Genomic DNA, 18,956 nt, shown 5'->3' on the forward strand with positions numbered 1-18,956 from the left:
CTTCGGGAGGAGCGCCATGTCGTTCAGCGGCAACATGAGATCGCGGACTGGTCCGGCGGTCGTGGTTCTCCGGCACATCGAAGGTGCCCGCCGTCCGCTGTCAGCGCGTGTCGCTTGCGACTGACGAGGACAGCATGGCGCAGCAGATCATGGATCCCGGCTGGAAGGTCGTCATCGGCTCGGGAATTGGCATTTCATTCGGCGCCGCGCCGATCTTTACCGCGGGCTTCGCGCATCTGACCGGCGCAATGGCGCAAGACTACGGCTGGAGCCAGGCCGAGGTCGCGCGGGCCGCGACCATCGTGCTGTCGTCGACGATGGTCGCCTATTTGTTCTGCGCGTGGCCGCTCGATCGTCTGGGATCGCGAAAGTTCGCGCTGATCAGCATTGCCCTGTTCGCGGTGTCGCTCGTCATCCTGAGCAAGGTTGGAAATTCGCTGCTGCAGTTCTATCTCGCGGCCGCATTGTTCGGCTTCGTCGGCGCGGGCACCAATGTCGTGTCCTATGCAAAGGCGATCTCCCGCTGGTTCGATCAGCGACGCGGCCTGGCGCTCGGTCTCGCCGCGAGTGCGCAGGCGGCCGGCAGCTTCATCGTGCCGCTCGCCGCGCACGGGATCATCGCAAGATATGGCTGGTCGGCCTGCCTGCTCGCATTCGCCGCCTTCGAACTTGTCGTCTGCCTGCCGCTGGTGGCGTGGCTGGTGGTGGACGCTCCGCCCGCCGGCGATCCGGCGTCGAAAAGCGATCGGCCTCGGCCATCGAGTGAGACGGACGCGCCGGAAGCCGGCATCAGCGCCGCCGAGATCATCAGCACTCCGACCTTCTGGAAGCTCGCGCTTTGCTTCGCCGTGATCGGGATGTCGTTCTACGCGATCGCGCCGAACGTCATGTACATCCTCAAGCGCCGCGCCGAGGTGACCGCCGCCGATGTCGCCTGGATTCAGGCCGCCGGCGCCGTCGCCGCGCTGTTCGGGCGAATTGTCGTCGGACATCTGCTCGACCGGTTGCACGCCCGCGTCGTCGGCATCTTGACCGTCCTGCTGATGGCGCTGTCGGCGCTGATCAATGCCACCGCCGATGCATTCGCCCCGATGGTGCTTGCCTCGATCCTGATGGGGTTCTCGATCAGCGGGGAGGCGGACCTGATGCCCTATCTGGCCGGGCGCTATTTCGGCACGCGATCGGTCTCGAAGGTCTTCAGCTGGCTTTTGTTTGCATTCTGCATCGGCGCGGCGATCGGCCCGGTCGCGTTCGTCTGGCTTTCGACATTGAGCGACAGCGTGGTCCTGCCGTTGCTGCTGCTGTCGGCCGTGCAGATCGTTCCCGTGATGCTGTTCCTGTCGCTTGGCCGCTACCGGACGCCGTCCGAACGCGTCCAGGGCCTTGCCGTCGCGCTGACATGAGCCCGTATCGATAGCCCCAGCCGGAGAAGAACAATGACGCTCAGGGATTTGCCGCAGACATCTGCCGGCGCACCGATATCCGAGCCGATCCCGGAGGAAGCCCGCCTGGCCGCTGCGGCGGGCGAGGCCTTCGTCTATGCGTTGCCCCTGATCGAGATGGCCGCGGTCCGTCGTAACTCACTTGGCCGCACCGGGCTACAGAACACGCTGTCGCATCAGCGCGAGTTGATCGATCACCGGGCGCGCTGGGTCACGACGCCGAACAACGACACGCTGTATTCGGTCGCATGGCTCGATCTGACGCAGGGCGCCGTCCGGCTGACGATCCCGCCGACGGGAGACCGTTATTTCTCCGCCGCGCTGATGGACATGTACACCAACAACAATGCGGTGCTCGGCACCAGGACGATCGGCAATGCCGGCGGCACGTTCACGATCATCGGACCGGACCAGACCGGCTCGGGCCCCGATGTCGTCCGTGTCGCGACCCCGCATGCGTGGCTTCTGATCAGAACATTGGTCGATGGCGCCGCGGATCTCGCAACCGCACGCCGGCTTCAGGACGGCTTCAAGCTGGAGGGCCCGTCAGGGAGCCCGCCCAACGAGCATGCGGAGCGCAACGCGGCCGCGCCGGCGTTGTTCGCGAGCATTCAGGGCTTGATGGCGTCGGACCCGCCCCCGGCGACCGATACCGCCATTCTGCGTCGGATCGCAGCCTCGCTCCAGCTGCCGTCGCCGGCGGCCGCGGAGGCGATTGCCCAGGGCGTCGCCGTAGCGCGGACGGCACTGATGTCCGGCGGCAGACGATTGGAATTCATCGACGGCTGGAGCTATCCGCGCGCCAACCTCGGCAATTTCGATCAGGACTATCGCTATCGCGCCGCCATCGCCTTGTGGGGCATCGGGGCGCTGCCGGTCGCCGAGGCGATGTACATGCGCGCCGCGGGAAATCTGGAGAACGGCTTCTTCGACGGTGCGGCCGACTATCAGCTTCACTTGCCCGCCAGACTGCCGTTGAACGGTTTCTGGTCGCTGACGATGTACGAAGTCGCCGACGACAATCAGTTGTTCCTCACCGAGAACGCGCTGGGACGCTACGCCATCGGTGACCGCACGGACGGGCTGAGGCGCAATGCGGACGGGTCGATCACCATCTGGATCGGCCGCAACGATCCAGGCGGCGATCGGACCGCCAACTGGCTGCCGGCGCCGAAGCGCGGACCGTTCAGCCTGATCATGCGCTGCTACCTTCCGCGTCAGGAGATCCTGGCGGGACGCTGGCGCTTGCCGCCAGTCCGGGAGGCCGCCGGCTAGAGCAATCAACGATCCGAATGGATCAACAGGGGCGGATCGATAACAATAAACACAAGGGGGCGAGGATGATGCGGAGGGGCGTACTCCCGGGCGCAGTGGCCGGGTTGTTCTGCATGCTGGCAGCGGCGCAGGCTGCCGATCAAACGACCGATACCGCGCGCGAGATGCCGAAGAAGGCCGTGACGCTGAAGGCGCCGCCGGCCGAGAAGCCGTTCTTTCTGGTCAACGACAACCGCGTCACCGTTTCGCAGTTTTCGGGAGGCGTTCCCGGCTACGCCAAGAACTCGCAGAGCTCGACGCTCGCCTACACGCACTATGACACCTGGGCCTATGGCAGCAACAGCTTCTCGCTGTTGACGTCGAAATACGATCATGGGGCGGCCACCGCGCCATGCCTCGGATCCGTGCTCGCTCCGACCGGGCGATGCGCCGGTGGCGTGGCGGCTCTGGCCTCGATCCGCAGCACATTCGGATGGAACGAACTGTTCGACACCAATGCGTTCTCCGTCGGCCCGTTGACCAACATCTCGTTTCTCGTCGGGGCCGACGCTTCGCTCTCGAACATCTTCACCGCATCCAGCAACTACGACGTGCTTGCCGGTCTGCAGTTCGGCTTCAGCCTGCCGTACAAGGGCTATTTCAACGTCAGTCCAATGTACTTCCAGCGGATGCAGCACGGCGCTCAGCTCATGCCTCCAAGCTTCGGCGGCCCTGTGTCGATGCCGCCGCCTTATCCCGGCCTTCCCGACGGCGTGATGCACTTCTCGCCGACCTGGGGATTGGATTTCAACTACTACATGGATCTCGGCTTCCTGCCCGAGACCCTGCAATATTTCTCGATCAGCGGGCGCGCGGCGATCCGCGGCGCGGACGGCAACGGCGGCTACGGCCCTTATCCAAGGAGCCCGCTCAGCAACCGGACCACCGGTTACGCACTCGAGCCGGTCCGCCTGACGCTCGACGCCGGCAAGCTGTTCTGGGGCGCGAGCTATGCCCACCTCGTCGACGTCTGGGCCGCCTGGCGATATGAAAAGAACATCAGCGGCTATGCCGAGGCCTATGACACGTCCTGCATCACCAAGGGCGTCTACAATGGCAGTTGTTCCAGCAACGGCATCTACTACGGCATGACCGTGAAGCTCGGGGCGCCGGTGCCGGGAACGCCAGCCCTGTCGCCGTTCGGCACGCCGTTCTTCACCAGCGTCGACAACAGCTTCACCTACGGCGTGCTGCCGAGCGCGACCTCTCCCGGTGAAACCGCAAAGACCGTCAAGCAGGTCTACGCCTTCACCCACACCGATAGCTGGGCCTATGGCACCAACCGTCTCTATGCCGAGCTGCTGAAGTCCGATCACCGGGATCCGGCTTCGCCCTGTTCGGCGGTCTACAGCCATCCGGCCTTTGGCGTCACTGCGCCTTGTTCGGGCAACATGGAGATCAACGCCTCGCTGCGCAGCACGATCGGGTTCAACGAAGCGTTCAACACCACGGCGTTCAGGGCAGGGGCGCTGCGCAACGTGTCCTTCGAGATCGGCGCCGATGGACGGACGACGCTGGGCTATGCGGCGCCGGCCAAGGAAGCGATCGTCGCCGGTCTGCAATTTGCGTTCGACTTGCCGTTCAAGAGTTATTTGACGATCGCTCCGCTCTATTATCAGGAGTGGAATCATTCGGCCTATGCGTATCCGAACAACGCAGGCAACAGTCCGTATGGCGTCGGACTATACGGTGTTCCACCCTACAAGGGCCTGATGCCGGCCGGCTTCACCGGAACGGTCGACGGCAATCTGCATTACGATCCGACCTGGGCGTTGGAGATCGATTACGGCAGCGCGCTCGATTTCCTGCCGGAGGGCCTGCGCTACTTCTCGCTGAGCGGACATGTCGGCATCTACGGACCAAAGGGCAACGGCGCCTATGGTGGCTACACGCTTCCGTCGAGCTGGAACACCACAACGGAGATCAATGCCGAGCCGGTCCGGCTGAGCTTTGACGCCAGCAAGGCGCTTTGGGGTGCGAAATACGCGCATTTCGTGGAGGCCTTCGTGGCGTACCGTTACTGGCACAACAAGTTCGGCCTTGACGGCAGCAACGCCGCCAACGGCATCTGCTTCTTTGCCAACGGTACGAGCAACAAGAGCTGCACCGAACAGACGGTCTACACGGGAGTGACGATGAGGTTCTGAGAAGATCTATGGCGACCACGGTGGACCGACGATGAAGCTGACGTCGTCGGTCCAAAGTGCCTTGTTGTCCCAGGGATTGGTGCCGTCCCCGTCACCTGCGACATAGACCTTGCCGTAATAGTGGCGGATGTACTTCGTTGGATAGTTCAGCGCGTGGAATGAATTTCCCTTTCCGTTCTTGCCCGGCTGCGCGCAGAACGTTGCGTCGGACCGATTGAGCGCCGTGCCGTCGAACGGCTGCAGATGCAGCGCAGAATTTTGATGCCGCAGGAAATCGCCCGGATTGCTCTTCGACTCGAAGGAGACGCAGGAGCTGCCGGCAAGGCCGCGCCGGACGATCCATGTCGCGTCGCGCCTGTCCTGCGCGGCGCTGCCCGATGTGACCGGTGCGATGACCGCGGCGCCGTTCTGGTTGCGGACATAGTCCCCGGTGCAGCATGCCGTGGTCGCCTGCAGCGAGATTTCTGATCCCGGCACCAGCGTTCCGGACAGACCCGTGGGCGCGCCATAGCTAGCGGCGACAATGTTGGACTGAACCGCGTTGTCGGCGCTGTCGGTTGGAAAACCCGATGTCATCACGCCTTCGAAGAAGGAGCCTGCGGAGGCGTGGCTGTTATCGCCTCCGATGCCGAGGATGATCGCGCCTTCCTGGCGCATCGGTGCATATCCGCTCGGCAGGGCGCCGGAATAGATCGTCCTGAGCCCGCCCGATTGCGCGTCGCCCCACTTCAGCGCAAATCGCGTCTGGCCATTGTTCTTCAACCAGGCCGAGATGAACGGAAGCAGTCCACCGCTGATGACCGCGGCAGGATTGCAGCTTCGCTTGTCCCAATGGAAGATTCCGTTCTCCAGGTCCGCGTGCACCCCGGGCCCTGTTTCGCTTCGGCAGTTCGGCCATTCCAGATCGCGACTGACGTTGAGCGCATCCATGTGGCCGGCGCCGGTGTCGGTGCTGCTCGTCTCGGCGTTGCCATAGTCGAAACAGCAGCCCGAATTGAAATGGGTTGCGGAGGAAACCATGTACATTCCCTCCGGCTCGCCCTTGACCGCAACGCCTGTCGTCCTGGTGTTGTGATAACCCATTCCGGGTGAAATCGAGACGCCATAGACCTGATGACCGCCGGCTGTGACCGGGAGCGCGTCGGCCGCGGCGCCGAGGTCGGACCCGCCGGGGCCGGGTCCCTTGTAATGTCCGCCGGCGGCGATGACGAGGTCGTTATGCCGGGGCGACTGATCGTAGATTTTTGTGATGATGCACGTGGTGTTGGCGCAGAAGGCATCCTGCGCTGCGGCGTTCGCGTAGCCGTCCGCAAGCAGGCCGATGTTCTCGGCGGTGGCGTCTGACGCTCGCTTCACCTGATAGAGCGCGCCGGCATATTTGGCGTAGAGCGATCTCACCGTGCTGTGCGCGGCGACGCAGGGCGTATGCGCTGCGGCGTAGATGTCGCAGGGCCTCTGCTTGATCGCCCCGCAATGCGCGTCGCGAAGACCGGTCAGTCCACCTGCCATCAAGCCGACGATGACCACCAACGCGGCGCGGCCTCCCTTTGGCCGCGATGGGGATGGCAATGCGCTCATGACCGATATGATCCTCTCGTCGCCGCGACAACGTAGCCGCGGAGATCGCGAGGGCTCATAACAATACGGTGACGGTGCTGCGGCCGGCGTTGCCGGCTGCTACGGCTTGGAGCTGCGTTGCGCTTCCAGCTGAACGGAGCTTTCGACCGACTCGTAGGTTTCGGTCACGCAATTGTCGTCAGCCTCCACCTGCCGGCGATCGAAGATCGCGCCGTCATTGATGAAGACGCGATAGGTCTGCGTCCCGAGCGACTTGCCGATCACCGAAGTCAGTTCGGCGCGCACGCAGGCGGTCCAGCCGGTGCCGCGCGGGTCGTGCAGCGGAGGCGAGACCCGCACATGGGCCGGCTGCGAGCCTGCGGTGAAAACCGAATCCAGCTTGCCGGCCACCAGCCGCTTGACGTCCGGAGGCGTCTCGAGCGGCGCCGGTTCGGTGGCCTTGACCTTCAAAACGTCCGGCCATACCGCGTGGCTGTCCGCCAGCCCGCAGCCGCTCAACATCAAGGCGGCGCCGGCCAGCAGCGCCGCCACTTGTACCTGTCCCTGTCCCATTCAGTTAATTTAATGTGCCGCCGCCCATATTGCGCCCCCCTGGTGGGGCTGAATCCGCATCGCGCGGCGCTTTGTCGATCAACAAATGTCGAGCGACAAGCTATGTTTGGGGTAGAGGTGTTGCCGGATGTTTCTACGGCTGCGGGGGGAGAGAGACTGACATGAAAAGCTTCACGGTTGCTGCCGTCATTCTGGCGCTTATCGCGACACCGACCCTGGCCCAGGGCCGGCGAGGCGGCGGGGGCGACGACAGGAAAACGGAGAAGAAACCCCAGATCGACGAGAAGGCCTACAAGGCCGCACTCGATCGTATCCCCGAGCCCAAGGAGAAATACGATCCCTGGGGCGTCACCAAGCCGGCCGCCGATCCGGCCAAGAAGCCGAAATAGCCGAGCCGATCTGATCCCCGCGACAATTCGGGCCCGAGAACCGGCGCCGGCGGCAGCAGATTGCCGCACGGTGTGAACCTTCACCTGACGGCTTTCGACCCATCTCCGATGCCATTGTCGGAGGCCGCCATGCTTCGCCGTTCCCTCCTCAGCCTGATTGTTCCGGCTGCGATCCTGCTCGGTGCCGTGCCGGCACTGGCGGAAAGCCGTCTGGCGCTGGTGATCGGGCAGTCCGCCTACAAGTCGGTGCCCGCACTGCCCAATCCGGCCAACGACGCCAGGGCCATGTCACAGATGCTGACCGATGCCGGCTTTGCCGTGACCACGGCATCGGATCTGTCCCAGGATGAGATGCGCGCAAGGATCAGCGACTTCGCCGGCCAGGTGGCGGCGAAGGGCGCCGACACCGTGGCGCTGGTGTTCTATGCCGGGCATGGCCTGCAGATCGATGGCGAGAACTATCTGGTGCCGGTCGATGTCGATCCGAAGCGCGAGGCCGATATCCCGATCCAGGCGGTTCGGCTCAACGACATCCTGAACACGCTGACTTCAGTGCCGAGCCGGATGCGCATCGTGCTGCTCGACGCCTGCCGCAACAATCCCTTCCCGGAGCTCAGCAAGACCGCCGGGCATGGGCTTGCCATCGTCGATGCCAAGATCGGCGCGCCCGGCACCTTCGTCTCGTTCTCGACGTCACCGGGCGCCGAGGCCGAGGACGGCAGCGGCGCCAACAGCCCCTATACGACCGCGTTGCTGACCTCGGCGAAGGAGCCGGGGATTCCGATCGAGGACACCTTCAAGCGCGTTCGCCTTGCGGTGAACAAGGCGACCGATGGCCGCCAGACGCCGTGGGATTCCTCGTCGCTCACCGACGACTTCCGCTTCATGGCAGGTACGGCAGCGTCGGCCGCGGCCACGCCGGCGCCGGCCGCGACCAAGCGCAGCGTCGACGAATGGAAACGCGAATTGCAGGGCAAGCCGATCGAGGTTGCCAACGAACTGATAGTGGTCGACGGGACCGATGAAGCCTATGAAGCCTTCGCCGCGATCTTCGCCGGCACGCCGCGCGGCCTGCAGGCGCGCGACTGGCTCGACCGGCATCGCCGCATGGTGGCTTGGAACGACGCCATTGTCGCCAACACGGCGGCGGCCTATCGCAGCTTCCTCGTACTGTACCCCGACAGCGATCTCACGGCGACCGCGCGCAAGATGATCGAACGGTTGCGCTACCGTCCCGATCTGACACCAGCCGCCGCGCTCAGCGTGCCCGCGACCAACGTTGCGCTGGCGGCGCCGACCTGTCCCTGCAACGCTGCGCCGCCGCAGGAGCAGCAGAAGGCCGCAGCGCCCGTGAAGAAACGTGCCGATCCCGATCCGCCGCGGCGCGCCGGCAAGCGCCCGCCGCGCGTCGTGGTCGAGGACGACGTCGTCGTGGTCCGCCGGCCGCCTCCGGCCGTGGTCTACGAGCCGGTCGGGCCGCCAATCGGAATTGGGATTGGCATCGGCGGCGGTGGTTATCGCGGCCATTATGGCGGCGGTTATCGCAGGGGTGGATACTGACGCGCCAATCGCGTAAAGGGTTTCCCCGCATGAGATGCGCCGTCTGCTGATCGCATCTCGCGGGAGGACGCAATGCGGTCGCTGTTTCGCCTGCTTGCCGCGCTGGTGCTTTGCGTACAGCCGGCGCTCGCCTGGGAGTATTGGGGCGGCGACCGCGGGGGACAGCGCTTCTCGCCGCTGACGCAGATCACGACAGATAACGTCGGCACGCTGGTGCGCGGCTGGGAATTCCGCACCGGCGATCTTGACGCGCGTCCGCCCGAGGTCATGAAGCGCACCAAGTTCGAGGTGACGCCGCTGTTCGTCGAGGACAGCCTGATCTTCTGCACGCCGTTCAACGAGGTGATCGCGCTCGATCCCGGCACCGGTGCGCAGAAATGGCGTTTCGATCCGAAGATCAGCATGAAGCAACGGCCGGCCAATCGTTTTGTCTGCCGCGGCGTCGCACACTGGACCGATGATCGTGCCGCTGAAGGCGCGGCCTGCAAGTCGCGCATCTTCACCGGCACCAATGACACCCGCCTGATCGCGCTCGATGCGAGGACCGGCAAACCCTGCGCTGATTTCGGCAACAATGGCGAGATCAGGATCGATGCCGGCATGAAGCTGGAATGGCCGGGCGAGTTTCAGATCACGTCGGCGCCGGTGACCGGCCGCGGCGTGGTCGTGGTCGGGTCTGCGATTGGCGACAACCGGCGGGTCGATGCGCCGGTCGGCGCCGTGCGCGCCTTCGATGCGCGGACCGGCCAGCCGCGCTGGACCTTCGACCCGCTCGTGCATGCCGGCGTCGAGGCCGGCCACAGCAATGTCTGGGCGCCGATGTCGGTGGACGAGGAGCGCGGCCTGGTGTTCCTGCCGACGACATCGCCCAGTCCCGATTTCTGGGGTGGCAAGCGTCCCGGCAATGACGAGCACGCCAATTCCGTCGTCGCGCTGCGCATCGAGAGCGGTGAGCTCGCATGGGCATTCCAGACCGTGCATCACGACGTCTGGGACTATGACCTGCCGGCACAGCCGACGCTGGCGCGGATCGACACTGGCAACGGCATGCGCGACGTCGTGATCCAGCCGACCAAGCAGGGCTTCGTGTTCGTGCTCGATCGCGACACCGGCAAGCCGGTGTGGCCGGTCGAGGAGCGCGCGGTGCCGCAGAACGGCGCCGAGGGCGAGAAACTGTCGCCGACGCAGCCGTTCCCGACCCATGTGCCGCCGCTGCTGACGCAGCGGATGACGGCCGATGATGTCGCCGGCCTGCTGCCGGGCGTCGGCAGCGCGGCTTGCGAGAAGCTGCTCGCGCAATCGCGCAATGAGGGGCTTTACACGCCGCCGTCAACGCAGGGCACGATTGTCTATCCGATGACCGGCGGCGGCGTGAACTGGGGCAGTGCGGCTTTCGACCCGGTCAACCAGATCCTGTTCGCCAATGTCAGCCACGCGGCGCATGTCATCACGCTGATTCCGCGTGACCAGGCCAAGGGATTCAATCCACCGCCCGGCCATGATTTCGGCCAGCAGGAGGGCGCGCCGTTTGCGATGTCGCGGGCGCTGGCGAGTACGGCGGTTGGCTCGCCGTGCAACAAGCCGCCGTGGGGCGAGACTGTGGCGGTCGATCTCAAGGCCGGCAAGATCCTCTGGCATGCGACGGTCGGCACCAGCGAGGATCTCGCGCCGCTCGGCATCGCGCTCAATACCGGCACGCCGCTGCTCAGCGGCGTCGCGATCACCGCGAGCGGACTGGTGTTCACCGGTGCGATGGACGCCTATCTGCGCGCGTTCGATGTCAAGTCGGGCCGGCAATTGTGGATCGGTCGGCTTCCGGTGCCGGGCGTCGCCAATCCGATGACCTATCTCTGGAAGGGCGAGCAGTATGTCGTCATCGGCGCCGGCGGCCATTCCGAGGGCGGCACATCGATCGGCGACAGCGTCGTGGCATTTCGCCTGCCGCGCCAGGGTGAGGGCGTTTCACTTCTCACGCGCCTGATCGATCGGCCCGGCGGACGGTTCACCGCCAAGGCTGTCGCCGCCGGACTCGTGCTCGTGGTCCTCGTCGCGCTGTTGTGGCGCTGGCGGCACAGCCGTCGCTCGCGATCCGCTTAGGTGCTCCCTGCTGCGGGCGCGCGCCTCCAAAATATCGAAAACAACCCCATGCAAAGTAGCCGGCGGCTGCCGGCGTTCGAAAGGCAGCTTGACACGTCGGGCAACTCAGGGATATTTTCTAATATTCCGAAATGATGCAAGCGCCGCCTCGCTTCGCCAAGGCGCGATGAATTCAGGTTCTTCGCCGCCTCTGACTGGTCCGGTATTGTGTGCAGTCCGGACTTCTCATCAACGATCCTCGACCGCCGCATTTGACCCAAAGCAGGCATACAAATTCAGTAAGTATCAACAGTTGGAGCGCAAGTTCGTAGCCACGATGGCTGCCTCAGTGAGCATCCCATGGGTTTCCCGATCAATAAAGGGCCGGGTTGGAATACCTCGCAATACACGGCGGCCGCCGCCGGGTTCTTTGCCGGAGCCGGTGCATCTCAAGTGTTGTTGTACTACCATCTCATTCCACGAAACTTCGCGATAGTCGTGGTCGTGGCAGGATTGGGCGTTCCACCGTTCATTGTTGGATGGTGGCAAAACCGCAAACACGGCCCGTTCTACAGCGAACCAAAAGAGCCTTTGTGACTGCCGGAGCGGATAGGGTTGTGCCTCCGTTGGAATTGCATGGTGATTAGTTCAATGCCCGCTGATGCGCAGGATGACCCCGAAGCTCCAAATGAATTGGCCCTATTAATGTGGCCATACGCTAAGCGTGTGGGGATCGTTAACGGGCTGCTCGCTCTTCTGGGTATAGGCGTTGCCCTATACGTCTATTGTGAGTTTCCGATCCCAGCTACAATTACTCATCATCGGCTCGATAGGTTTGGTGAGCCCGTAGGGCCCGAAAGTGCGCTGTCATACCTCTTCACGTTTCCAATCTTCCAAGTCTGGCTCGTTGTAATGCCCCTATGGGGAGGATGGCGAGCAACCCGAATTGACGCCACAGAGCAAGCGCGGCGCGATGAGGCCGTTAGGAAGGCACGTAAGTTGTTCCCTTGGGCGAGACCGATGGAGTTGTCTGCGGGTTTCTTGAGGTCAATCCTCGTCGGTCTCGTAATGGTCGAGGTCGCCCTGCTTTTCGCTACAATCTTTCGCGCTATCTCTGCTGCCAACGGTAACATCTAACATAATGACCGCTTGTGGCCCTGGGCGGGCATTCCCCAAGGCATCGCCGATGTCGGCTTTTGAGAGCGACACGGACTTCGCTATCTCCGCTCGCATACACTGGATTTTGAGTCCACGCCCTGTTCTCATCGCGCTTTAGCGCGGCGCCGTCACAAATCAGGAACACGAATTCTCAATCCGTGCACCGAAACGACGTGCGGATAAGCGCGCGCGATGTCATGCTTGCGTTGGCCGCGACGCTTCGCTTACGAGGTCGCGAGCGGACGCGCTGGGCCTCCAGCGGCCTGTTCATTTCAGATCATTTGCCCATGGAGATTGCGATGAAGATCACTGCCTCGATCATGCTTGCCACAGCGCTCGCGCTGTCGTCCGCGCCGGCCAACGCCACCGTCATCGATCTCTCGACCATGACCTGCAAGCAGTTCGTCGAAGGCGGCGACGACACCATCAAGATGGTGCTGGTCTGGATGGACGGCTGGTACAAGGGCGATTCCGACGAGGCGATCATCGACACAGACGTGTTTACCGAGAACGCCAAGAAGTTCGGCACCTATTGCGGGAAGAATCCGACCATCAGCATCGTCAACGCCGCCGAGGCGGTGCTCGGCAAGTAAGCCTCTTGTTTGAGCATGACCTCCGCGCAAACGCGTTCGCGTTTGTCGCGAGGGAAAACCGCTTCGCACTTTTCCGGATCATGCTCTATCCAGGCAGCATCGCGAACGCGCTCGACACCATCGCCACCGGCTTGTTGTCGGTGGCGGAGAGCAGCGTGACGCGGCCAAAGCTCATGGTGCGGCCGAGCCGGACCACGCGCGCGTCGGCCAGCACGTCGGAGGCGGTCGCCGCGCGCATGAAATGCGTAGTCTGGTCGACCGTCGTCATCGGACGATAGCCCTTGTTGGCCGCGAGATTGGCCAGCACCATCGCGGTGTCGGCGAACGCCATCAGCGCCTGGCCGCAGACGATGCCGCCCTGGCGGCACAACCGCTCGGAAAACGGCATGCGCAGGATGGCGCCGGGCTGCCAGTCGGCATCGCCGCCGGCGGGCGGTGCGATGTCGAACTGCTCGATCGACAGATTGAGGTCCTGCACCCACGGCGCAAAGACGTCGCCGAGCACGCGCTTCGCGTCGTCGATCCCGAATTCACCGGCCTGCTGCATGACGTTCCGTTTCCTCCGCTGATGTTCTTGCTTGCTGTCTATTGCCTAGTTGCGCGTGACGTGCACGTGCGGCGTCTTGCCGTCATTCCACTTGCCGTCGATCGCCCGTTCGATCTGGGCGGCGAGCTGCAGCAGCAGGCCGTCATCGGCCTGCTTGCCGATTGCCTGGATGCCGAGCGGCAGGCCGTGCTCGTTGGTCGCAAGCGGCAACGAGATCGCGGGAATGCCGCAGAGATTGGCGAGCGGCGTGAAGGCGAAGTTGCGCCAGAGATTGCCGAACCAGTCCAGCACCGACGGGTTGTCGCTGATGGTGAGATATTCCGTGGTGCCGATCTTCGGCGTCGGCAGCGCGGTGATCGGCGTCAGGATGATGTCCCAATCCGCGAAGAAGGCGCCGAAGCCGCGCGCCGTCGTGTTGAACACGGCCTGCATGCGGGCGCGGTCGGCGAAGCTAAAGTCGCGGCCATGCTCCCAGATGCGGATGTTGATCGGCTCGATCAGGTCCGCAGGCGGCCGCTCAAGTCCGCGCGCCGCGAGCATGTTGCCGATCACGACGGCGAAATTACTGATGTAGCAGGTGGTCTGCGCCGCGAAGGCTTCGCGATAGTCGATCGAGGGCAGGGCGTAGTCGACCTGATGGCCGAGGCCCTCGAGGAAGCGTCCCACCCGCTCGAGCTCGGCTGCGATGTGCGGCGTCGCGCGATAGTCGCCCCAGGTGTGCGACAGCGCGATTCTGAGCCGGCCGGGGTCGCGCGCGATCATTGCTGTATAGGGCTCCGGCGAAGTCCAGAACGGCATGAACTCGCCGGGCGCCGGGCCACGGCAGCTATCGACAAAGGCGGCGGTGTCGCGCACCGAGCGCGACTGGCAGCCCTGGATCGAGACGAGGCCCGTGAGATCGGACAGATGCGGCGCAAGCGAGAACACGCCGCGCGACACTTTCAGCCCGATATTGCCGTTGACGCCGGCGGGAATCCGGATCGAGCCGCCGCCGTCGGTCGCGTGCGCGATCGGAACGGCGCCGGCGGCGACCATCGCCGCGCTGCCGGCCGACGAGCCGCAGGTGGTGTAGTCGGTGTTCCAGGGATTGCGCGTGACATAGACCGCGGGGTTCTCGGCCGAGCTGCAGACCCCGAACTCCGGCGTGGTGGTGCGGCCGATCAAATTGAGTCCGGCCTTGCGCAACTTCGCGGTCAGGAAGGTGTCGGCCGCGGCGCGGTTGCCGCGCATCATCAGCGAGCCCATTTCCTGCAGCCGACCCTTCAGCGTCGGGCCGAGATCCTTCATCAGGAAGGGCAGGCCGGCGAACGGGCCGTTGAGATCGGCGCCGTCGCGCGCGGGATCGGCGATCACGTCGTCGAACAGCTCGACCACGCCGGAGAGCGCGGGATCGACCTTGGCTATGGCGGCGGCAGCCTGCGCGGCCAGCTCCCGCGGCGTCAGCTCGCCGCTCCGGACGCGCTTGGCGAGCGCTGTCCCGTCATGCCGCGTCCATTCGTCCCAGCTCATCGCCAAAGTCATGTCGTCGATTCCTTTTCTGCTTTGTTGCGCAGTGTAGTTTGGGAGGCCGCCCGGTCAAACCCATCGCGCCGGCGCTGCGCTCCGACGCGCGGGCGCTGCTGTCCGACGCGCTTGCGCGGCGTTGCAAGCGCCGTGCCCGGCTTGAAAATGCCCCAGTTTTGGCGCTCAATTGTCCCTCGTCAGTGGCGGGGGCGTCCATGTTCCGCAGGTTGGTATTGCTGGGCGGCGTGATCGCGATCGGGCTTGCGCTTGGCAGTTGCACGCGATGCGGTCCGATCTGGGACGACTGGATGCAGTCGCCGAAATCCTGCAAGTCAGACCACCTCTAGGGCAGGGACGGGCGCTTGGCGGCGGCTTTCTTGCGGTGATATACCGCTGACGAAAATGCAGGGAGCGTTCTTATGAGAGTTTTGAGCGCAGTTGCGGTTGCGGTGCTGCTGTCGGCGCCGGCCTATGCGCAAATGCCGAATGTCAATCTGATGCCCGAGGTCAAGACCAAGACCCAGGAGGAGAAGGATCGCGACGCGGTCAACGACAAGGCCTACAAGGACTCGCTGAGCAAGATTCCGGATGCCAAGGGATCCTCCGATCCCTGGGGCGCGGTGCGCAGCGATGCGCCGAAGGCGGCGGCCCATCCCCCCGCCAAGCCGAAGACCAAGACCGGAAGCTCCGCACAGCCCGGAAGCTCCGCGCAGCGCAGCCAGTAAGCCCCGTTCGGGGCCGGCTTCGCCGGTTTCCCGCAGACTCGGATTCTTGTGGCGCCGCCCCTATATTGGGGGTGTCGTCAGTTGGAGCGTTTTCGAGCGAAGTGGATACCGGTTCGCGTGAAGAAAACGCGTCAAAACTAGAATCTAGAGCCCGGTTCCGATTCAATCGGTACGGGGCTCTATTCCGGAGTTGCGGCAATGGTGTTTCGTCCGCGCGATCTCGCCAGCCGGATGGCCGCACGGCGCAAGCCGGATGACGGCTATCTGCGCGAGACCTTCAGCCTGCCGCGCGATCAGGCCCGGCTGCGGGCCCGCGACTTCCTCAAGCGCTACCCGAAGGCCGCCTATATGAGTGCCGTCGAGAGCTGGCGCGAGCTGCCCGGCGGCGACATCGAGTTCACGATGCGGCGGCTAGCAAGCGCGGACTGAGGCTTGCCGGACGGACTGCGCCTCAATCCTGATCGCGGTGTCCGCGGGTCCGTCCCAGCCCGAGATTGTTCAGCTCGCGGTCGATCCGCAGCTGCACGCGGCGGATCGCCAACAGGTCGAGTTTTGCTTCGGTCTTGCCTGTGAAGACCCGATCGCCGATCTGGAAACGCCATTTCCAGACACCGGGCATGAACTGCGTGACGCTGAATTCAACGCCCTTGTGAATCATCTGGAACGGTTCCGCGAATGAATGGCGGTCGTCGATACTTAAATCAAAGGTTGTATCAATAATTAACACCCGTCAAACGATGGAGTGAATCGTCGCGCCCATTTGGGCGTCGTTGCGGATCCCGAAGTGGATCCGTTCGCCGGCGGCAACGCCTTGCCTCGCGATGCGCAATCACGCGCAATCAGTGCTGGTCGGACAAGCCAATGTTACGAACACTGCCGGAACCCGAGTCTTCCCTTGAACGCTACGTAGATTTTTTGGGCGTCAGGAGGGGTACCAAGGTAGTATGCAGATTGTGCCAATCGTGATCCGGCTTCGCCAAAGCCTTCGGTAACTCGTTGATTATCCGATGCAGTCGGGACGAAGGCCGGGCCGCCTGCTCACGGAACTTTGTTCTGCCCCGGAGAACTACGGATCGCGCCGCGGCAGCCCAAGCGCTTCGCGATGACCCAGCGTCGGCGTGCTCGGATCCGGCCGGTTTCATTCGGGCTGATGCCTGACAGCACAACGCCGCCCGCTTGAAATGCTTGCGGACGGCGCTGGCCCTAGCCCCAGGAAGGTGTGCAAAATCCTGATAGCTGGAAACCTATACAATTCGTGCCACCGGACATGTCCCAAATTGGCTATCACGGCGATCAATCCGGACTGCACTGCCTCGGCGCTTCACCGCGTTGGGCGTCGCCGATGGCGCAGACGTCACGCGGAAGCACGCCGTTCGATTCGCGAGCGGGGTTCTCAGATCAATGGCGATCGTCATCGCCCTTCCGACGGCCTCTCGCTATCCAAAAATGATGAAGTAGGCGACGCAGCCGATAATGACTGCCAGCCACACCAGTAATAGGGTGAGGTACACGGTTTTGGGCCGCATCCGGGTTCTCCGGGCGCCCCCTCAAGTAAACCTACCTCAGGCCAATAAGCGCCACAGCGACATCAGCTATCTTGCGCGGCTCGCTCATGCCGGTCGCACTGACCTCGATAACCTTGCGGGCCACCATCTCGCAAAGCGGGTCGCCACGATCAACCACGCCCATCGACTGCAGAGCCAGGTTGAAGGCCTTGTTCAGAAGTTCGGTTTCCTCCGGCGTATATTTGCCGGTTTTCAGGAGACGATTAATCGGCATTCCGACCGCACCTCAGAGCGCAAGTTCCATTGTATCATGGAACTTGGGATGCGTTGCTTTTCATGCGGCCCCTTTTTGCTTTCAGGAACTCCGTTCACCTACGGAGGACACCGGGACCTAAGTCGCGAAGACAATCAGGATCAGCGCGGTAAGCGCTATCGAGGCGCAGCCAGCTATGGTGATGGCATCCCATTTCATGCCGTGAGCCTGAAACTATCGGCTCCCCGGTCCTTGATTTTGGTTAAGAACGAATGGCGACCTATGGAAATTTATAAGCCCAGAACGATGAATAGGCCTTCTCGGTAGTCCTACTGAGAACATCGGCCAAGCCTTGGTTTCCGTTCGCTTAATCGGAATTAGGACAGTCCAAAAATCAACTTAGGATACTAGGGGATAAAACAGGCCAGTACCGACACGTCGGAAAGAACATATTGCGAACATAGAACAAACGTGGTACGAGGTTCCTATCAACAAACGCGTTCCGCCCGAGCTTATCTCCCGTTTTTCCCGCTAGCGAATCCCCGCCATAAGGAGCACATCCCAAATGTCCGCCACTGCACTGCGTATCGTCGAAGGATCCTCCATGGACAAGTCCAAGGCCCTCTCAGCCGCGCTTTCCCAGATCGAGCGCCAGTTCGGCAAGGGCTCGGTGATGAAGCTCGGCAAGAACGACCGTTCGATGGATGTCGAGACGGTGTCCTCGGGATCGCTGGGGCTCGACATTGCGCTCGGCGTCGGCGGCCTGCCGAAGGGACGTGTCGTCGAGATCTACGGGCCGGAATCGTCGGGCAAGACCACGCTGGCGCTGCACACGGTGGCCGAAGGCCAGAAGAAGGGCGGCATCTGCGCCTTCATCGACGCCGAACACGCGCTTGATCCGGTCTATGCGCGCAAGCTCGGCGTCAATATCGACGAGCTCCTGATCTCGCAGCCCGACACCGGCGAGCAGGCGCTGGAGATTTGCGACACGCTGGTGCGCTCCGGTGCGGTCGACGTGCTGGTGGTCGATTCGGTCGCGGCGCTGGTGCCGAAGGCCGAGCTCGAGGGCGAGATGGGTGATGCGTTGCCGGGCCTGCAGGCGCGCCTGATGAGCCAGGCGCTGCGCAAGCTCACCGCCTCGATCAACAAGTCCCACACCATGGTGATCTTCATCAACCAGATCCGCATGAAGATCGGCGTGATGTACGGCTCGCCGGAGACCACCACCGGTGGCAACGCGCTGAAGTTCTATGCCTCGGTCCGCCTCGACATCCGCCGCATCGGCGCGATCAAGGAGCGCGACGAGGTGGTCGGCAACACCACCCGCGTCAAGGTGGTGAAGAACAAGCTGGCGCCGCCCTTCAAGCAAGTCGAGTTCGACATCATGTACGGCGAGGGCGTCTCCAAGATGGGCGAGATCCTCGACCTCGGCGTCAAGGCCGGCATCGTCGAGAAGTCGGGCGCCTGGTTCTCCTATGACAGCCAGCGGCTCGGCCAGGGCCGCGAGAACTCGAAGGCGTTTCTGAAGGCGAATCCCGACATCACCGCCAAGATCGAGACCGCGATCCGGCAGAACTCCGGCCTGATCTCCGAGCAGATCCTTGCCGGCACGCC

At 63.5% G+C, this 18,956-nt stretch carries 18 protein-coding genes; 12 read left to right on the forward strand and 6 right to left on the reverse strand.

Annotation, left to right across the window (positions count from 1 at the left end; all coding sequences use genetic code 11):
* Positions 1 to 134 precede the first annotated feature (134 nt).
* The 3 genes from Q0030_RS33840 (at position 135) to Q0030_RS33850 (ending at position 4,903) form a co-directional block, all read left to right on the forward strand.
* Positions 135 to 1,403: an MFS transporter gene (locus Q0030_RS33840; protein ID WP_298377314.1), complete on the forward strand. Its 1,269-nt coding sequence runs from the start codon at positions 135 to 137 to the stop codon at positions 1,401 to 1,403.
* Positions 1,404 to 1,436: 33 nt separating this feature from the next.
* Positions 1,437 to 2,717: a DUF1254 domain-containing protein gene (locus Q0030_RS33845; protein ID WP_298377317.1), complete on the forward strand. Its 1,281-nt coding sequence runs from the start codon at positions 1,437 to 1,439 to the stop codon at positions 2,715 to 2,717.
* A gap of 113 nt (positions 2,718 to 2,830) precedes the next feature.
* Positions 2,831 to 4,903 carry a hypothetical protein gene (locus Q0030_RS33850; protein ID WP_298377319.1) on the forward strand — a complete coding sequence of 691 codons (2,073 nt, stop codon included), beginning with the start codon at positions 2,831 to 2,833 and terminating at the stop codon, positions 4,901 to 4,903.
* A 6-nt stretch (positions 4,904 to 4,909) separates the two neighbouring features.
* On the opposite strand, the gene Q0030_RS33855 is transcribed toward Q0030_RS33850, so the two are convergent.
* Both Q0030_RS33855 and Q0030_RS33860 read right to left on the reverse strand, forming a co-directional pair.
* Positions 4,910 to 6,430, reverse strand: coding sequence for an alpha-L-arabinofuranosidase B (locus Q0030_RS33855; RefSeq protein ID WP_298377364.1), 1,521 nt, complete (start codon positions 6,428 to 6,430; stop codon positions 4,910 to 4,912).
* 150 nt (positions 6,431 to 6,580) lie between these two features.
* Positions 6,581 to 7,012: a hypothetical protein gene (locus tag Q0030_RS33860; protein WP_298377321.1), complete on the reverse strand. Its 432-nt coding sequence runs from the start codon at positions 7,010 to 7,012 to the stop codon at positions 6,581 to 6,583.
* Positions 7,013 to 7,194: 182 nt separating this feature from the next.
* Between Q0030_RS33860 and Q0030_RS33865 the strand changes: the two genes are divergently transcribed.
* The 5 genes from Q0030_RS33865 (at position 7,195) to Q0030_RS33885 (ending at position 12,809) form a co-directional block, all read left to right on the forward strand.
* Complete coding sequence (locus tag Q0030_RS33865; protein WP_097676049.1) at positions 7,195 to 7,422, forward strand: hypothetical protein; 228 nt, start codon at positions 7,195 to 7,197, stop codon at positions 7,420 to 7,422.
* A 129-nt stretch (positions 7,423 to 7,551) separates the two neighbouring features.
* A complete protein-coding gene (locus Q0030_RS33870) occupies positions 7,552 to 8,982 on the forward strand; it encodes a caspase family protein (RefSeq protein ID WP_298377326.1) in 1,431 nt (476 codons plus the stop codon).
* A gap of 72 nt (positions 8,983 to 9,054) precedes the next feature.
* The gene (locus Q0030_RS33875; protein WP_298377329.1) at positions 9,055 to 11,079 is read left to right on the forward strand and encodes a pyrroloquinoline quinone-dependent dehydrogenase; all 2,025 of its coding nucleotides are present in this window, start codon (positions 9,055 to 9,057) and stop codon (positions 11,077 to 11,079) included.
* 339 nt (positions 11,080 to 11,418) lie between these two features.
* Complete coding sequence (locus Q0030_RS33880; RefSeq protein ID WP_298377332.1) at positions 11,419 to 11,655, forward strand: hypothetical protein; 237 nt, start codon at positions 11,419 to 11,421, stop codon at positions 11,653 to 11,655.
* 860 nt (positions 11,656 to 12,515) lie between these two features.
* Positions 12,516 to 12,809 (forward strand): HdeA/HdeB family chaperone, encoded by a 294-nt coding sequence (locus Q0030_RS33885; protein ID WP_298377335.1) that lies wholly within the window; start codon positions 12,516 to 12,518, stop codon positions 12,807 to 12,809.
* An 85-nt stretch (positions 12,810 to 12,894) separates the two neighbouring features.
* Here Q0030_RS33885 and Q0030_RS33890 read toward each other — a convergent pair whose 3' ends face one another.
* Both Q0030_RS33890 and Q0030_RS33895 read right to left on the reverse strand, forming a co-directional pair.
* Positions 12,895 to 13,356, reverse strand: a complete 462-nt coding sequence (locus Q0030_RS33890; protein ID WP_298377338.1) for a PaaI family thioesterase — start codon at positions 13,354 to 13,356, stop codon at positions 12,895 to 12,897.
* 45 nt (positions 13,357 to 13,401) lie between these two features.
* On the reverse strand, positions 13,402 to 14,877 hold the full coding sequence (locus Q0030_RS33895) for an amidase (protein ID WP_298377341.1): 1,476 nt from the start codon (positions 14,875 to 14,877) through the stop codon (positions 13,402 to 13,404).
* A 197-nt stretch (positions 14,878 to 15,074) separates the two neighbouring features.
* Between Q0030_RS33895 and Q0030_RS33900 the strand changes: the two genes are divergently transcribed.
* The 3 genes from Q0030_RS33900 to Q0030_RS33910 all read left to right on the forward strand — a co-directional run bounded on the left by Q0030_RS33900 (position 15,075) and on the right by Q0030_RS33910 (position 16,013).
* Complete coding sequence (locus tag Q0030_RS33900; protein ID WP_298377343.1) at positions 15,075 to 15,206, forward strand: peptidylprolyl isomerase; 132 nt, start codon at positions 15,075 to 15,077, stop codon at positions 15,204 to 15,206.
* A 72-nt stretch (positions 15,207 to 15,278) separates the two neighbouring features.
* Entirely contained in the window at positions 15,279 to 15,584 is a 306-nt protein-coding gene (locus tag Q0030_RS33905; RefSeq protein ID WP_298377345.1) for a hypothetical protein, read from the forward strand.
* 198 nt (positions 15,585 to 15,782) lie between these two features.
* A complete protein-coding gene (locus Q0030_RS33910) occupies positions 15,783 to 16,013 on the forward strand; it encodes a hypothetical protein (RefSeq protein ID WP_097676056.1) in 231 nt (76 codons plus the stop codon).
* A gap of 22 nt (positions 16,014 to 16,035) precedes the next feature.
* On the opposite strand, the gene Q0030_RS33915 is transcribed toward Q0030_RS33910, so the two are convergent.
* Positions 16,036 to 16,242: a hypothetical protein gene (locus Q0030_RS33915; RefSeq protein ID WP_298377366.1), complete on the reverse strand. Its 207-nt coding sequence runs from the start codon at positions 16,240 to 16,242 to the stop codon at positions 16,036 to 16,038.
* A gap of 899 nt (positions 16,243 to 17,141) precedes the next feature.
* A complete protein-coding gene (locus Q0030_RS33920; protein WP_298377348.1) occupies positions 17,142 to 17,363 on the reverse strand; it encodes a hypothetical protein in 222 nt (73 codons plus the stop codon).
* A 544-nt stretch (positions 17,364 to 17,907) separates the two neighbouring features.
* On the opposite strand from Q0030_RS33920, the gene recA reads away from it, so the two are divergent.
* Positions 17,908 to 18,956, forward strand: a 1,049-nt coding sequence (recA, locus tag Q0030_RS33925) for a recombinase RecA (protein WP_298377350.1), incomplete at its 3' end; no start/stop codon positions are given.

This window comes from uncultured Bradyrhizobium sp., assembly GCF_947648125.1.
Taxonomy (GTDB): domain Bacteria; phylum Pseudomonadota; class Alphaproteobacteria; order Rhizobiales; family Xanthobacteraceae; genus Bradyrhizobium.

Bases quoted from the DNA above. Each gene is read 5' to 3' on its own strand.
- Q0030_RS33910 (WP_097676056.1), top strand. From the start codon at position 15,783: ATGGTGTTTCGTCCGCGCGATCTCGCCAGCCGGATGGCCGCACGGCGC.
- Q0030_RS33915 (WP_298377366.1), bottom strand. From the start codon at position 16,242: ATGATTCACAAGGGCGTTGAATTCAGCGTCACGCAGTTCATGCCCGGT.
- Q0030_RS33845 (WP_298377317.1), top strand. From the start codon at position 1,437: ATGACGCTCAGGGATTTGCCGCAGACATCTGCCGGCGCACCGATATCC.
- Q0030_RS33885 (WP_298377335.1), top strand. From the start codon at position 12,516: ATGAAGATCACTGCCTCGATCATGCTTGCCACAGCGCTCGCGCTGTCG.
- Q0030_RS33840 (WP_298377314.1), top strand. From the start codon at position 135: ATGGCGCAGCAGATCATGGATCCCGGCTGGAAGGTCGTCATCGGCTCG.
- Q0030_RS33920 (WP_298377348.1), bottom strand. From the start codon at position 17,363: ATGCCGATTAATCGTCTCCTGAAAACCGGCAAATATACGCCGGAGGAA.
- Q0030_RS33850 (WP_298377319.1), top strand. From the start codon at position 2,831: ATGCTGGCAGCGGCGCAGGCTGCCGATCAAACGACCGATACCGCGCGC.
- Q0030_RS33895 (WP_298377341.1), bottom strand. From the start codon at position 14,877: ATGACTTTGGCGATGAGCTGGGACGAATGGACGCGGCATGACGGGACA.
- Q0030_RS33905 (WP_298377345.1), top strand. From the start codon at position 15,279: ATGAGAGTTTTGAGCGCAGTTGCGGTTGCGGTGCTGCTGTCGGCGCCG.
- Q0030_RS33875 (WP_298377329.1), top strand. From the start codon at position 9,055: ATGCGGTCGCTGTTTCGCCTGCTTGCCGCGCTGGTGCTTTGCGTACAG.
- Q0030_RS33870 (WP_298377326.1), top strand. From the start codon at position 7,552: ATGCTTCGCCGTTCCCTCCTCAGCCTGATTGTTCCGGCTGCGATCCTG.
- Q0030_RS33890 (WP_298377338.1), bottom strand. From the start codon at position 13,356: ATGCAGCAGGCCGGTGAATTCGGGATCGACGACGCGAAGCGCGTGCTC.
- Q0030_RS33900 (WP_298377343.1), top strand. From the start codon at position 15,075: ATGTTCCGCAGGTTGGTATTGCTGGGCGGCGTGATCGCGATCGGGCTT.
- Q0030_RS33865 (WP_097676049.1), top strand. From the start codon at position 7,195: ATGAAAAGCTTCACGGTTGCTGCCGTCATTCTGGCGCTTATCGCGACA.
- Q0030_RS33880 (WP_298377332.1), top strand. From the start codon at position 11,419: ATGGGTTTCCCGATCAATAAAGGGCCGGGTTGGAATACCTCGCAATAC.